At 66.2% G+C, this 14303-nt stretch carries 15 protein-coding genes; 12 read left to right on the top strand and 3 right to left on the bottom strand.

The window, feature by feature from the left end; translation table 11 throughout:
* Positions 1–92: 92 nt before the first annotated feature.
* Entirely contained in the window at positions 93–752 is a 660-nt protein-coding gene (locus tag JNJ68_RS07965; RefSeq protein ID WP_294981149.1) for a YggS family pyridoxal phosphate-dependent enzyme, read from the bottom strand.
* Between the two features lie 99 nt (positions 753–851).
* Positions 852–1790, bottom strand: a complete 939-nt coding sequence (locus JNJ68_RS07960; protein ID WP_294981147.1) for a porin — start codon at positions 1788–1790, stop codon at positions 852–854.
* A 288-nt stretch (positions 1791–2078) separates the two neighbouring features.
* Between JNJ68_RS07960 and JNJ68_RS07955 the strand changes: the two genes are divergently transcribed.
* The 6 genes from JNJ68_RS07955 to JNJ68_RS07930 all read left to right on the top strand — a co-directional run bounded on the left by JNJ68_RS07955 (position 2079) and on the right by JNJ68_RS07930 (position 7850).
* On the top strand, positions 2079–2576 hold the full coding sequence (locus JNJ68_RS07955) for a DUF3576 domain-containing protein (protein WP_294981146.1): 498 nt from the start codon (positions 2079–2081) through the stop codon (positions 2574–2576).
* Between the two features lie 133 nt (positions 2577–2709).
* Positions 2710–5337 carry a leucine--tRNA ligase gene (gene leuS, locus JNJ68_RS07950; protein WP_294981143.1) on the top strand — a complete coding sequence of 876 codons (2628 nt, stop codon included), beginning with the start codon at positions 2710–2712 and terminating at the stop codon, positions 5335–5337.
* Between the two features lie 163 nt (positions 5338–5500).
* Positions 5501–5962, top strand: a complete 462-nt coding sequence (lptE, locus tag JNJ68_RS07945) for an LPS assembly lipoprotein LptE (protein ID WP_294981140.1) — start codon at positions 5501–5503, stop codon at positions 5960–5962.
* Positions 5959–6972, top strand: a complete 1014-nt coding sequence (gene holA / locus JNJ68_RS07940; RefSeq protein ID WP_294981136.1) for a DNA polymerase III subunit delta — start codon at positions 5959–5961, stop codon at positions 6970–6972. The genes lptE and holA overlap by 4 nt, the downstream gene beginning before the upstream one ends.
* Positions 6973–7107: 135 nt before the next feature.
* Positions 7108–7530 carry a GAF domain-containing protein gene (locus JNJ68_RS07935; RefSeq protein WP_294981133.1) on the top strand — a complete coding sequence of 141 codons (423 nt, stop codon included), beginning with the start codon at positions 7108–7110 and terminating at the stop codon, positions 7528–7530.
* Positions 7530–7850 (top strand): hypothetical protein, encoded by a 321-nt coding sequence (locus JNJ68_RS07930; RefSeq protein WP_294981131.1) that lies wholly within the window; start codon positions 7530–7532, stop codon positions 7848–7850. The genes JNJ68_RS07935 and JNJ68_RS07930 overlap by 1 nt, the downstream gene beginning before the upstream one ends.
* Here JNJ68_RS07930 and JNJ68_RS07925 read toward each other — a convergent pair.
* The gene (locus JNJ68_RS07925) at positions 7847–8281 is read right to left on the bottom strand and encodes a DMT family transporter (RefSeq protein WP_294981127.1); all 435 of its coding nucleotides are present in this window, start codon (positions 8279–8281) and stop codon (positions 7847–7849) included. The two genes, JNJ68_RS07930 and JNJ68_RS07925, sit on opposite strands and share 4 nt — an antisense overlap.
* Before the next feature lie 114 nt (positions 8282–8395).
* Between JNJ68_RS07925 and JNJ68_RS07920 the strand changes: the two genes are divergently transcribed.
* The 6 genes from JNJ68_RS07920 (at position 8396) to JNJ68_RS07895 (ending at position 14296) form a co-directional block, all read left to right on the top strand.
* Complete coding sequence (locus JNJ68_RS07920; RefSeq protein ID WP_294981124.1) at positions 8396–9298, top strand: LysR family transcriptional regulator; 903 nt, start codon at positions 8396–8398, stop codon at positions 9296–9298.
* Positions 9299–9304: 6 nt separating this feature from the next.
* Complete coding sequence (locus JNJ68_RS07915) at positions 9305–10147, top strand: hypothetical protein (protein WP_294981121.1); 843 nt, start codon at positions 9305–9307, stop codon at positions 10145–10147.
* A gap of 172 nt (positions 10148–10319) precedes the next feature.
* The gene (locus JNJ68_RS07910; protein WP_294981118.1) at positions 10320–11480 is read left to right on the top strand and encodes an ABC transporter substrate-binding protein; all 1161 of its coding nucleotides are present in this window, start codon (positions 10320–10322) and stop codon (positions 11478–11480) included.
* 83 nt (positions 11481–11563) lie between these two features.
* On the top strand, positions 11564–12550 hold the full coding sequence (locus JNJ68_RS07905; protein WP_294981115.1) for an ABC transporter ATP-binding protein: 987 nt from the start codon (positions 11564–11566) through the stop codon (positions 12548–12550).
* Entirely contained in the window at positions 12547–13488 is a 942-nt protein-coding gene (locus JNJ68_RS07900; protein ID WP_294981111.1) for an ABC transporter permease, read from the top strand. Before JNJ68_RS07905 ends, JNJ68_RS07900 begins: the two co-directional genes overlap by 4 nt.
* Complete coding sequence (locus JNJ68_RS07895) at positions 13478–14296, top strand: ABC transporter permease (RefSeq protein WP_294981108.1); 819 nt, start codon at positions 13478–13480, stop codon at positions 14294–14296. Before JNJ68_RS07900 ends, JNJ68_RS07895 begins: the two co-directional genes overlap by 11 nt.
* Positions 14297–14303: the final 7 nt, after the last annotated feature.

Raw genomic sequence — 14303 nt, 5'->3', positions numbered from 1 at the left:
GGCGTTAGGGGTTTGTTAGCCGGCGCCGAGGTGGCGGGTGAAACCTGTGGATCGACCGGGCGGAGGGATGGGATGGTGGGTTGGCACCCATCCTAAGGGGCGGAATACGACCGCGCGCCGAAGATCGCGCTGCCGACGCGGATGTGGGTCGCGCCATGCGCCACGGCGGCTTCGAAATCGCTGCTCATCCCCATCGACAGGCCGGAAAGTCCGTGGTCGGCGGCCATCCGGGCCAGCATCGCGAAATGCGGGGTGGAATCCTCGCCCTCGGGCGGGATGCACATCAGGCCGATGGGGGTCAGGTCCAGTGCCCGGCAGTCGCGCAGGAAGGCGGTGAGGTCGGCGGGCAGCACGCCGGCCTTCTGCGGCTCTTCCCCCGTGTTCACCTGCACGAAAAGCTGCGGCAGCGACCCGCGCGCCTGGGCGAGGCTGGCCAGTTTCGCGGCGAGCGAGGGGCGGTCGAGCGTGTGGATCGCGTCGAAGAGGTCGACGGCCAGCCTGGCCTTGTTGGTCTGCAAGGGGCCGATCATGTGAAGCGCCACGCCGGGAAACCTGTCGCGCCAGGCGGGCCACTTCCCGGCGGCCTCTTGCACATAATTCTCGCCGAAGACGCGGTGGCCCTGTTCCAGCACGGCCTCTACCCGTTCGGGGGGCTGGACCTTGGAGACGGCGATGAGCGTGACCGAACCTTCCGCCCGCCCCGCCGCTGTCTCGGCGCTGCGCAGTCGCGCCAGAATATCCGTCAGTGCCATGCATCGCCCCCGTCTTCGGGCAAACCTAACCGGGGGCGGCACAAAAAGAAAAGAGCGGGCTTTCGCCCGCTCTTTCCGTCCGTTCGGATCCCGGAAGGATCAGAACGAGAAGTTGATGCCGAGGTCGGCGTAGGTCTGGTCGTCGAAGCCTTGCTGGATGGTGCCAGCGATGGTCGCGCCGCCGAGGTCGTAGTTCGCGCCGATACCGATCGCGAAATCGTTGGCATAGGTCACGTCCGAGTCAACGCCCGAGATGAAGGCGCCGACGCCCATGCCGCTCGCCAGCTTGGTGTTGCCGTAGAGGGTCAGGGTGCGGTCGTTTTCTTCGCCGTCTTCGCCGATGAACTGCAGACCGATGTTGGTCATGTCGTTCATCGCGTATTCGCCGAGCAGAGCGTAGACGTCGTAGTCAGCGATGCCAGCGGCGTCGGTCACGTAGCCGAAGCCCAGCTTGTAGGCGCCAGCGGTGTAGTCCAGCGAGATGCCGAGTTCTTCGTTGTCGGTCGAAACGTTCTGGTCGTAGTCGATGTACGACAGACGAGCCACCAGGTTGCCGGTGCTGTAGCTGGCGAACAGGCCAACGCGGTCAAACTGGCCGGGCTCATACGGGCTCGAGCTGTACGAGTCATACGAGAACAGCGAGTACGAGCCGGTGGTCGACGAGATGAAGCCGAGTTCCGCGTTGTACAGGGTCGCCAGCGAGTCGAAGGCGGTGTTGACGTTACCGATTTCGAAGCGGAAGCCAGCGGTTTCAGCGTAGAGCATCGCGGCGTTGAGTTCGGCGAGCCCGCCAACGGTGTCGTTGTCGCCGTTGTCGTACTGCAGACGGATCCGGCCACCGAACTTGACGCCCGAGTCGGTTTCGGTCGAAGCGTCGATGTTGACGCGCATACGGTAGGACAGGACGGTGTCGCTCGTGCCAGCGCCATCATCGGTGTAGACCAGACCGAAACGGCCCGAGCCGCTGAGCGTGACGTCGGCTGCGGCCATGCCAGCGAAGCCGAGCAGCGCGGTCGAGGCCAAGAGAACCTGTTTCATGTTTTTCCCTCTTTCTTCAAGGTAAGCCCGCCGCAGGGGAATCCGCAGGGGAATGCACCGTATTTCACCCTTGCCGCCCCGGATTGCAACGACTGCAAACGGGCTGCGGGAATTCGGAAGGAAGTTGGTGCAGCAAAGCCACAGGTCGGGAATCCGGCCTCGTGGCCGCTCATGCGCGGGCGCGTGCGCCTGCCGGGAGTGAAAGGCCTTGGCAGGCCCCGAACCCCGCGTTAGACAGCAGGCAAGGGTTCAAAGGGTGGCCGGATGATCTTGCACCAATTCGCACGCATGGCTCTGGCCACGGGTCTGGTCTTGTCGCTGTCCTCATGCGGGGGGGGCGGAGGCCTGTTCGGCAAGGGCACGCTGACCGCCGAACAGCGGGCCGAGCGCGACGCGGCGGCCGCGGCCCACCGGGACGGGACAACCAAGGCGGGGGCCCAGACCTCGATCTGGAGCCTGTTCAAGAAGTCGGACGACCCGAACACCACGGTCGAGGTGAACAAGTACATCTGGCAGGCTTCGCTTGAGGTGCTGAACTTCCTGCCCATCGAATCGGTCGACCCGTTCACCGGGGTGATCGTGACGGGCTACGGGCGGCCCCCCGGCGGCGGGCGGGCCTATCGCGCGACGATCTATGTGCAGGACCCGGCGCTGGATGCGCGCAGCCTGAAGGTGGCCTTGCAGGGCCAGGGCGGCGGCTCGGTCGCGCCGGAAACCGTGCGGGCGGTCGAGGATGCGATCCTGACCCGCGCGCGGCAGCTCAGGGTGCGCGACAGCAAGCTTTAAGGGCGTTGCGCCCTGTGGCAACCCCGGGGCGCTGCCCCGGACCCCGGGATATTTGCAGACAGAAAATGGAGCGGGGTGGACCTTTTCGCCGCGTTCCGTGTAACTGCGCCCGGCAAGTTGTGAGAGGCCCCTGATGTCGCGCTATGACCCTTCGGTGATCGAACCCAGATGGCAGGAAGCCTGGGAGGCGGCGGGGGCCTTCACGGCGCGGCGTGATCCGTCGAAGCCCAAGTATTACGTGCTGGAGATGTTCCCCTACCCTTCCGGGCGCATCCACATGGGGCATGTGCGCAACTACACGATGGGCGACGTGGTGGCGCGGACCAAGGCGGCGCAGGGGTTTTCCGTGCTGCATCCGATGGGCTGGGATGCCTTCGGGATGCCCGCCGAGAATGCGGCGATGGAGCGGGGGGGCCATCCGAAGGACTGGACCTACGGCAACATCGCCGACATGAAGGCGCAGATGAAGCCCCTGGGGCTGTCGATCGACTGGAGCCGCGAACTGGCGACCTGCGACCCGGAGTATTACGGCCAGCAGCAGGCGATGTTCATCGACATGATGGAAGCCGGGCTGGTCTACCGCAAGGCGGCTGTGGTCAACTGGGACCCGGTCGACATGACGGTGCTGGCCAACGAGCAGGTGATCGACGGCAAGGGCTGGCGGTCGGGCGCGGCGGTGGAGCGGCGCGAGCTGACGCAGTGGTTCTTCAGGATCAGCGATTACTCGGAAGAGCTGCTGTCGGCGCTGGACGGGCTGACGCATTGGCCCGAGAAGGTGCGGCTGATGCAGGCCAACTGGATCGGGAAGTCGCGCGGGTTGCAGTTCGCGTTCGAGACGGTTGGGGCTCCGGAAGGCTTTGAGAAGCTGGAGGTTTATACGACGCGGCCTGACACGCTGTTGGGGGCGTCCTTCGCGGCGATTTCTCCGGATCATCCGCTGGCGAAGGCGCTGGAGGGCGACCCGAAGGTTGCGGCTTTCGTCGCCGAATGCCGCAAGGGTGGGACGTCGGCCGAGGAAATCGAGACGGCAGAGAAGATTGGCTATGACACGGGGATCAGGGTGAAGCATCCGCTTGATCCGGCTTGGGAACTGCCGGTCTGGATCGCCAACTTCATCCTGATGGACTATGGCACTGGGGCGATCTTCGGCTGCCCGGCGCATGACCAGCGGGACTGGGACTTCGCCACGAAATACCGCCTGCCGATCAAGCCGGTCTTCGCGCCGGTCGAGGGCGACGCCCCGGCGGACGAGGCTTTCGTGCCGATGAAGTCGGAGCGGGTGCGCTATGTCGACGGCTTTGCCGGTGATGCGGTGCAGACCGGGGACGACGGCGTGGCGGCGGCCATCGCCCATGCCGAGGCGAAGGGCTACGGCCAGGGCGTGACGAAATACCGGCTGCGCGACTGGGGGGTCAGCCGCCAGCGGTATTGGGGATGCCCGATCCCGGTGATCCATTGCGCCAAATGCGGGGTGGTGGCGGAGAAGAAGGAAAACCTGCCCATCGAGCTGCCCTATGACGTCAGCTTCGACGTGCCGGGCAACCCTTTGGACCGGCATCCGACCTGGCGCGACTGTACCTGCCCGAGCTGCGGCGGGAAGGGGCGGCGCGAGACGGATACGATGGACACTTTCGTCGATTCGTCCTGGTACTACGCACGCTTCACCGCCCCCCGCGCGACGACGCCCACGGTGGCGGAGGACGCGGAGTACTGGATGAACGTCGACCAGTATATCGGCGGGATCGAGCATGCGATCCTGCACCTCCTCTATTCCCGCTTCTTCGCAAGGGCGATGCACAAGACCGGTCACCTGCCCGCAAAGGCCATCGAGCCGTTCAGCGCGCTCTTCACGCAGGGCATGGTGACGCATGAGATCTACCGGACGACCGACGCCGACGGCCGCCCGGTCTATCACCTGCCGGAAGACGTCACCATCTTCACGCTGGCAGACCGCCGGATCGCCGTGCGGGGGACTGTTCCGCCGCCGCTCGACATGGTGGATGATGTCGATGCCTTTATCCGCGCCCTGAGCGACGAGGGGCTTCTGGTCGAGATCATCCCCTCGGCCAAGATGTCGAAGTCGAAGAAGAACGTGGTCGACCCGATGAACATCATCGCGGCTTTCGGCGCGGATACCGCCCGCTGGTTCGTCATGTCGGACAGCCCGCCGGAGCGCGATGTGGAATGGACCTCGTCCGGTGCCGAGGCGGCCTTCAAGCATCTGAGCCGCGTCTGGGGCCTGTCGGCCCGCATCGGCGAGATGCCTGCGGACCACAAGGGCGAGGGCGATGCCGACCTGGCGAAGGCCACCGCCAAGGCCATCGACGAGGTGACGAAGGGGATCGAGGGTTTCGCCTTCAACAAGGCGATTGCCAGCCTTTATGCCTTCACCAACACCATCGCCAAGGCCAATGCCTCGACTGCGGTGATGAAAGAGGCCATCCGCACGCTGGCACGGCTGATGTCGCCGATGACCCCGCATCTGGCTGAGGAAATCTGGTCTGTGCAGGGCGGCGCGGGCCTTTGCGCGCAGGCGGGCTGGCCCAAGGCAGACGCGGCGCTGCTGGTCGACGACACCGTGACCCTGCCGATCCAGATCAACGGCAAGCGCCGGGCGGAAATCAGCGTGCCGAAGGATATGGCCACGGGCGAGGTTGAAAAGCTGGCGCTGTCGGACGAGGATGTGGTCAGGTTCCTTGCCGGGCAGCCGGTGAAGAAGATCATCGTCGTGCCGGGCCGCATCATCAATGTCGTCGTCTGACCGTAGCCCCTCCACAACAGGGTGCCCCCCCACCCTAACCCTCCCCCACGAAGGGGGGAGGGGACCTGTTGCGCCTGTCATCGAGCGCAGCGCTTCAAGACCGGCGCCTCCCTCCCCCCCGGTGGGGGAGGGATGGGGTGGGGGGGGCCTGACCCGTCGGACAATGATCCTCGCCTCCCTCGCCCTTGCCGCTTGCGGCTTCACCCCGGCCTACGGTCCCGGCGGCAGCGCGGGCAAGCTGACGGAAACCGTCTGGGTGCAGGACCCGACCGACAAGAACGCCTTCGACCTGGTCGAGCGGCTGGAGGAACGGCTGGGGCGCCCCGAGTCGATCCGCTATGATCTGGCCTACACGATCACCACCGAGACCGTGGGCGTGGGAATCACCCCGGATAACAAGATCACCCGCTACAACCTGAAAGGCGTGGTCGACTACGCGCTGACCGACCGGGCGACCGGGGCGCAGGTGACGGGCGGCCGGGTGCAGAGCTTCACCGCCTATTCCGCCACCGGCTCGACGGTCGCCCAGCTGGCCGCCGAAGAGGACGCAAGCCTGCGGCTGATGCGCATCCTCGCCGACCAGATCGTCGCCCGGCTGATCGCGGCCTCGGCCAGCCTGCCATGATCCTGAAGGGGGTCGAGGCCGCGCGGTATTGCGCGAAGCCCGATCCTGCGCGGGCGGGCCTTCTGATCTTCGGCGCCGATGCGATGCGGGTGGCGCTGAAGCGGCAAGAGGCGATTGCCGCGCTGGTCGGTCCCGAGGGCGAGGCCGAGATGCGGCTCACGCGGATGTCGGGGGCCGATCTGCGCAAGGATGGCAGCCTGCTCCTGGATGCGATCAAGGCGGTGGGGTTCTTCCCCGGCCCGCGGGTGGCCTTCGTGGAGGAGGCCACCGACGGGTTGGCCGATACGGTGGCCGTCGCGCTGAAGGAGTGGAAACCGGGCGATGCAGGGATCGTGGTCACTGCGGGCAACCTGACGGGCAAGTCGGCGCTGAAGACCCTGTTCGACAAGCATCCGAATGCGGTCTCGATCGGGCTGTACGACGATCCGCCCAGCCGGGAAGAGATCGAGGATGCGCTGAAGAAGGCGGGGCTGCGCGACATCGACCGCGAGGCGATGAACGACCTCAACACCCTTGCGCGCGCGCTCGACCCCGGCGATTTCCGGCAGACGCTGGAGAAGATCGCGCTTTACAAACATGGCGATCCGTCGCCCCTGACCCCGGCAGACGTGGCGGCGATGGCCCCCGCGACCATCGAGGCCGAGGTGGATGACCTGATCGACGCGGTGGCCGAGGCGCGGAGTGCGGCCATCGGCCCCTTGTTCCGGCGGCTGGAGGGGCAGGGCGTGCTGCCGGTGACGATCTGCATCGGGGCGCTGCGGCATTTCCGCATCCTGCACGCGGCCGCGACCGACCCGGCAGGTCCGGGGGTGGGCATCCAGAAGGCACGGGTCAACTTCAAGCAGAAGGACGCGATGGGGCGGCAGGCCGGGCAGTGGGGCACTCGCGCGCTGGAGCAGGCGGTGGCGGTGCTCCTGGAGACCGACCTGACGCTGCGGTCCGCCAGCAAGGCACCGGGCATGGCCCTGATGGAACGCGCGCTGATCCGCATCGCGATGACGCGGCGGTAGCGCCGATCTCTTCGAAGACATCGGTCCGGAGTTTTCGAAAGCTCCGGGGTCCCACGGTCTGGAAGCGCCCGACATTGACAGTCAGACTGCGCCCTTCGACAGTGATCCTCCCAGTCAAGCGCAAAGGCCCCTTCCGTGACCGCATTCACCGACCTTCACGCCCGTTGCGCCGCACTTGGCACGCGGTTGTTCACCGTGACCAAGCTGGACGAGGGCGCGGCGCTGTTTGCACGGGTCTTCACCTCGCATCCGGTGGAATATCCGGTGTCGGGCACCAAGCCGATGGAGAAGGACGGCTGGTATGACACGACCATCGCGGGGAAGCGGACCTTCGTCGCCAACACGCCGCCGGAGTTCGCCAAGTATTTCTTCGACCATGAGCTGATCGTCTCGCTGGGCCTGGGGTCCTGCATCAACGTGCCGGTGGTGGACGGGACGCGGGTGCTGGGGACGGTGAACATCCTGGCCGAAGCCGGGCATTTCACGCCCGAAAGGCTGGCGGCCTATGAGGCTCTTGTCACCGAAGCGACCCCGGCGCTGGCGGCGGATTTGCGCTGATGGCGAAGGAACTGACCCCGGTCGAGGCCTTCCTCGTGCCCCTAGGGCGGATCGCGCGCCAGCATCGCGAGATCGAGGGGCTGGTGTTCTGGGGCGGGCCGGAGGGCTGGGACCCTGCGCCCTCCGAGGCACTGGAGGCGGAGGAGATCACCTTCTACGCCGAGGGGCTGCTGATCGACGGCTTCCACATGGACTGGACACTGGTGGGCGAGGGCGAGTCTCCGGACCATCTGCGCCTGTGCTTCTGGCAGGAGGGCGAGCCGCCGCCGCCGGTCGCGGCACCCTGGCGGAGCCTCGATGGTGCGCGCTGGGCGCCCTAGACCCGGGACAACAGAAGCCCCGCCATCACCAGCACGGCCGAGGCGATACGGGTCGGCGTCACCTCGCGCGCGGCGACCCCCAGGGCCCCGGTCGCGTCGATCACCATGGCGGCGGTCATCTGGCCGAGGATAAGCGCGGCGACCAGCGTCACGACGCCCAGCTGCGAGACGCCCCAGACCGAGGTCAGCACGTACCACGCGCCGAGGCAGCCGCCGATGAGCGTCCAGGCGGGGACTTGCGGCAGTTTCAGAAAGGCGCCGCCCTGACCCTGGAGCAGCGCGATCACCAGCAGCACCGCGAAGCCCACCCCGAAGGAAACCGCCGCGGCCGGGACGGGGCCGCCAAGCTCGCGCGCCAGCGCCGCATTGACCGGCGCCTGCAGGGCCACCGCCGTCCCGCCCAGCACCACCGCCGCCACGATCCACCACATCGACGCCTCCCCGTCCGGTTTTTCCGCATCTCACCATGCCGGGAGTCGGGCGGCAACCCTTGCCGTAGCCTGGAAATCGGGCACATTGGGCGATGGTTCCTTTCGGTGCTTCCGATGGCTTTCACCTTGCGCCAGCTGCAGTTCTTCGTCGGCGCCGCCGAGGCCGGATCGGTTTCGGGGGCCGCACGGGCCCTGTCGATCAGCCAGTCCTCGGTGACAGAGGCGATCCGCGGGCTGGAGGACGACCTGGGTGTCGTGCTGTTCGACCGGCAGGCGCGGGGCATCCTGCTGACCCACAAGGGTTCTGCCTTCCTGCGGCATGCGCGCAAGATTCTGGCCGATGTGGCTTCTGCCCGCTCGGCCTTCCAGGCGGAACCCGAAGCCGCGACAGGCCGCCTGTCGCTGGGCGTGACCAGCCTGGTCGCAGGCTATGTCCTGTCGGACATCCTGGCCCGCTATCGCCGTGCCTTCCCGCAGATCGAGCTGAACGTGATCGAGGACAACGGCGACTATCTGCAACACCTGCTGATCGGGGGCGAACTGGATGTGGCGGTGCTTCTGACCTCGTCGGTCAAGGACCGGCTCGCGCTGAATGTCGAGACGCTGCTTGTCTCGCCCTACCGGCTGTGGATGCCGCTGGGTCATCCGCTGGCCCAGCAGGAAACGATCACGCTGGAGGAACTGGCGGGCCAGCCGCTCATTCAGCTGATGGTGGACGAGATTGAGGAATCGACCCGCAGTCTGACCGCCGCCCTGCCGGTGAAACCGCAGATCACCTTCCGCACCCGCAGCGTGGAGGCGGTGCGCAGCCTGGTGGCCACCGGGGCGGGGCTCGCGATCCTGCCGAGCCTGGTCTACCGGCCCTGGTCGCTGGAAGGCGACCGGATCGAGATTCGCGACGTGTCGGGCGATCTGCCCACGGTGCAGGTCGGCCTTGCCTGGCGCAAGGGCGCGCCACTGTCGGCCCCGGCGCACAACTTCGTCCGCACGGCACAGACCGGGGTTGCCCTGCCATAAGGCGCGATGCGAAGCGCCTGTGTCATCCTGTTCCGATCAGGCGATCCGGTCTATGCTGCCAGCCAGATGTTCCCGATCCCTGCCAGGATCGGTTTCCTGGTTGTCAATTCCAAGGTGGTCCCCATGCGCCTGGCTTTGGTCTTCTTGCTCTTGCTGGTCGGCCCGTCATTGGCCAAAGATTGCGAGCCTCCCAAGAAGGAGGGCAGGGAAATCAGTGGTTTGATCGATTTCTCCGAATGCATGATCGACAAGGTGGCCGCCCTTGAACGTGAAAACGCCGCGCTGAGGAAAGAGCTGGAGACGATCCAGGCCGCGCTTTCCAGGTTCCCCGGCGAACTGCGCAACGAGAACGGTCGGGTCACGCGCACCGGCGGCGACAATCTTGTCCTCGCGACGTTTTCCACCAGTGCCCGCCGCCGCGAGACGGTCGCCAGCGTCGCCATCGACCAGAAGGCACTGGAAGCCCTGTGCGATGTCGGCTGCTCGATCAGCATCGTGCTGTCGGCGGAAGGTCTGCGCAAGGATGATCCGCCCCCGGTCTTTGCCGACGCCAGTTGCACCTTGCGCTACACCGCCAAGAGCGGTGCCTGGGCCCAGGGTGGCGGATGTGGCGAACCCGTCACCGGCGTGGATGGCGACGGCAAGCCGCCAGGCCGCTCTGGTGGCGAGGTCATCGCGACGGCGGGCGGCGTTTGCATTCTCGCCGATGCCGAACCGGGCCGGGGCGTTGCAGCGGACGGGCAGCTTCTTGGTGCGGACCGCGCGAAGGGGCTTTATCTGATCGCGGCGCCGGCGTTCTGGACCGAAACGGCAGATCGTTTTCGCTGCGACGTGAAATTTGGCCGCTAGAGGCCTGAGGGGACGCAAGCGGACAAACCAACCCATCGGCTTTTCCGATATCGCGCATTCGCGTTTTGCATTTGCGATTCCTACTGATCGCTTTAGCCTGTGGACATGACCGGAACACCGGCTCGTCGCGCAGCGGGTCTGCCCTGCGCGGTGCATCCACAGGGAGTTTGCGATGAAGACCATGAAACTGATGGCCACGACTGCATTGTGTGCCCTGACCGGCCTCTCCCCCGCCCTTGCCCAGGTCGCTGCGCTGGGCGAGCCGGAGGGACAGGTGAACATCGTCGCCTGGCCGGGCTATATCGAACGGGGCGAGACCGACAAGGCCTTCGACTGGGTGACGAAGTTCGAGGCGGCTTCGGGCTGCAAGGTCAACGTCAAGACCGCGAACACCTCGGACGAGATGGTGGCGCTGATGAACGAGGGTGGGTTCGACCTGGTGACCGCCTCGGGCGATGCCTCGCTGCGGCTGGTGGCGGGCGACCGGGTGCAGGCGATCAACACCGACCTGATCCCGTCGTGGAAGAACGTGGACGAGCGGTTGCAGAGCGCGCCCTGGCATACGGTCGACGGCGTGCACTACGGCGTGCCCTACATGTGGGGCCCGAACGTCCTGATGTACAACACCGAGGCGTTCAAGGACGCGCCGCCGACATCCTGGAACGTGGTGTTCGAAGAGATGACCCTGCCCGACGGCAAGTCGAACAAGGGTCGGGTGCAAGCCTATGACGGGCCGATCCACATTGCCGACGCCGCGCAATACCTGATGGCGCACAAGCCGGAGCTTGGCATCAAATCGCCCTACGAGTTGAACGAAGACCAGTACAAGGCCGCGCTAGACCTCTTGCGCGCCCAGCGCGAACTGGTCAGCCGCTACTGGCACGACGCCTTCATCCAGATGGATGACTTCAAGAACGAGGGCGTCGTTGCTTCGGGTTCCTGGCCGTTCCAGGTCAACCTCCTGAAGTCGGAAGGCCTGCCCATCGCCAGCGTGATTCCCGAAGAAGGCGCCACTGGCTGGGCCGACACGACGATGATGCATGTCGATGCGCAGAACCCGACCTGTGCCTACCTTTGGATGGAACACACGCTGTCGTCGAACCTGCAATCCGACCTCGCGGTCTGGTTCGGGGCGAACCCCTCGGTCCCGGCGGCCTGCACCGACGGGTCGGGTATGTCGACGGCGGAAAGCTGCACCGCGAACGGGATGGACGATTTCGACAAGATCCGGTTCTGGACCACCCCGGTGTCGAACTGCTCGCTGGGGGACGGGGCCTGCGTGCCCTATTACCGCTGGGTCAGCGACTATATCGGCGTGATCGGCGGGCGGTAAGCCTATCCCTGTAGGGTGCGCATTCGTGCGCACCTTCCTTTCAGCCAGTGGTGCGCCATGAATGCGCACCCTACGGATGCCCCATGACCACAGCCGTCACCTTCCAGAACGTCTCGCGCCATTTCGGCACGGTAAAGGCCGTAGATGGCGTCGACCTCACCATCGCCGAGGGCTCGTTCTTCGCCATGCTCGGGCCGTCCGGATCGGGCAAGACCACCTGCCTGCGGCTTATCTCGGGGTTTGAGAAACCGACCGGCGGTGCGATCCGCATCTTCGGCGAGGATGTGTCGAACACGCCGCCGCATCTGCGCAACGTGAATACCGTCTTTCAGGACTATGCCCTCTTCCCGCACATGAACGTGCGCGACAACGTGGCCTACGGGCTGATGGTCAAGGGCATGGGCCGCAGCCAGCGCCATGCCAAGGCCGAGGAGATGTTGGCGCTGGTCAAGCTCGACGCCTATGGCGGCCGCAAGCCTGCGCAGTTGTCGGGCGGGCAGCGACAGCGCGTGGCCCTGGCGCGGGCGCTGGTGAACGAACCCCGGGTGCTGCTTCTGGATGAACCGCTGGGCGCGCTGGACCTGAAGCTGCGCGAGGCGATGCAGGATGAACTGAAGGCATTGCAGCACAAGCTGGGCCTGACCTTCGTCTTCGTCACCCACGATCAGCACGAGGCCCTGTCGATGGCCGACAGCCTGGCGGTGTTCAACGAGGGCAAGATCGCCCAGATCGGCTCTCCACAGGACATCTACGATCGCCCCGCAACCCGCTTCGTGGCGGATTTCGTAGGGTCGTCCAACGTGCTGCCGCCCGACCTGACCCGGGCGCTGGGCGGCCCGCCGGAATGGGCCAGCCTGCGGCCCGAGGCAACGCGGCTTGCGGCCAGCGGCCCGGTCTCCGGCCCGGTGACGGCGCTGCGCTACCTTGGCTCGGGGACGCGCGTCGTCCTTGACCTCAAGGGCACCGAGGTTGCGGCGCTGGTGCCTGCCGGCCAGCCGGTTCCGGCGGAAGGCGCGACCTCTGCCATCGGCTTCGATCCGAAGGACCTGCACCTGATGGGGGCCGCATGACCGCCGCCCCGGCCATCCTGCCGGCGCGCAGCCTTGCCGACCGGTTGACCGCGACCTTCTGGCGTCATCCGCGCGTACTGCTGGCGATCCTGCTGACCCCGCCCCTGCTCTGGCTGGGTGTGGTCTACCTCGGGTCGCTCGCCGCCCTCCTGCTGCAAAGCTTCTATTCGATCGACGAATTCTCGGGCGTGGTGAAGCAGGAATTCACGCTGAAGACCTATGCCGAGCTGCTGCGCCCCTCGAACTTCGACATCCTCGTCCGCACCGTGATCATGGCCGCTTCGGTGACGCTGGCCTGCGCGGTGCTGGCCTTCCCCATCGCCTATTACGCCGCCCGCTATGCCAAGGGGCACTGGAAGGCCGCCTTCTACCTGGGCGTCATGCTGCCCCTGTGGTCAAGCTATCTGGTCAAGGTCTATGCCTGGAAGCTGATCCTGGCCAAGGAAGGAATCATCGGCTGGGCGGCAGAGCGGACGCATACCTCCTGGATCATCGACGGCCTGTTGTCGATCCCGGGGCTTGAGGGGTCGTCGCTGTCGACCTCGCCGCTTGGGACCTTCGCGGTCTTCGTCTACATCTGGCTGCCCTACATGATCCTGCCGATGCAGGCGGCGCTGGAGCGGGTGCCGAATTCCATGCTGGAAGCCTCGGCAGATCTGGGGGCCACAAGGGCGCAGACCTTCCGCACGGTGATCCTGCCGCTGGCGCTGCCGGGGGTGATCGCCGGGTCGATCTTCACGTTTTCCCTGACGCTGGGCGACTACATCATTCCCCAGATCATCGGCAATTCGGCCAATTTCATCGGCATGGCGGTCTACCAGTTGCAGGGCACCGCCGGGAACATCCCGCTGGCCGCCGCCTTCGCCGTGGTGCCGATCCTGATCATGCTGGTCTATCTCTGGCTGGCGCGTCGGATGGGGGCCTTCGATGCTCTCTGAACGCTCTCCCCTGTCCCTGCGCGCGGCGGCCATCGGGGGCCTGCTGTTCCTGCACCTGCCGATCCTGTTGATCTTCCTTTATGCCTTCACGACCGAGGAGCGGAGCTTCCAGTTCCCGCCGCCGGGCCTGACGACGCAATGGTTCACGACCGCCTGGTACGACCGGCCCGACATCTGGCCGCCACTCTGGCTGTCGCTGAAGGTCGCGACCATCGCCACCTCCATCGCATTGATCCTCGGCACCCTCGTTGCCGCCGCCATGACCCGCACCGCCTTCTTCGGGCGCGACCAGATTTCGCTGCTGATCCTTCTGCCCATCGCCTTGCCCGGCGTGATCACCGGCATGGCGCTGCGCTCGGCCTTCGGGATCATGGACATCCCGTTCAGCGTCTGGACCATCGTCCTTGGCCACGCGACCTTCTGCATCGTCATCGTCTACAACAACGCCGTCGCCCGGTTGCGCCGTCTGTCCGGGGGCATCATGGAGGCGTCGGCGGACCTGGGCGCCAACGCCTTCCAGACCTTCCGCCACGTCCTTCTGCCCAACATGGGCTCGGCCCTGCTGGCGGGCGGGATGCTGGCCTTCGCGCTTTCCTTCGACGAGGTCATCGTCACCATCTTCACCGCAGGGTCCGGCGCCGAGGCGAAGACCCTGCCGATCTGGATGCTGGACGAGCTGATCCGACCGCGCCAGCGGCCGGTGACGAACGTCGTCGCCATCGTGGTCTTCGCCGCCACCTTCTTCCCCATCCTTGCAGCCTACTACCTGACCCGCGGCGGCTCCGAGACCGCCGGCATGGGCAAATAAGGAGACC

It is taken from the genome of Tabrizicola sp. (genome assembly GCF_016793705.1).
Taxonomy (GTDB): domain Bacteria; phylum Pseudomonadota; class Alphaproteobacteria; order Rhodobacterales; family Rhodobacteraceae; genus Tabrizicola.
This window is presented reverse-complemented; position numbering and strand designations above follow the sequence as displayed.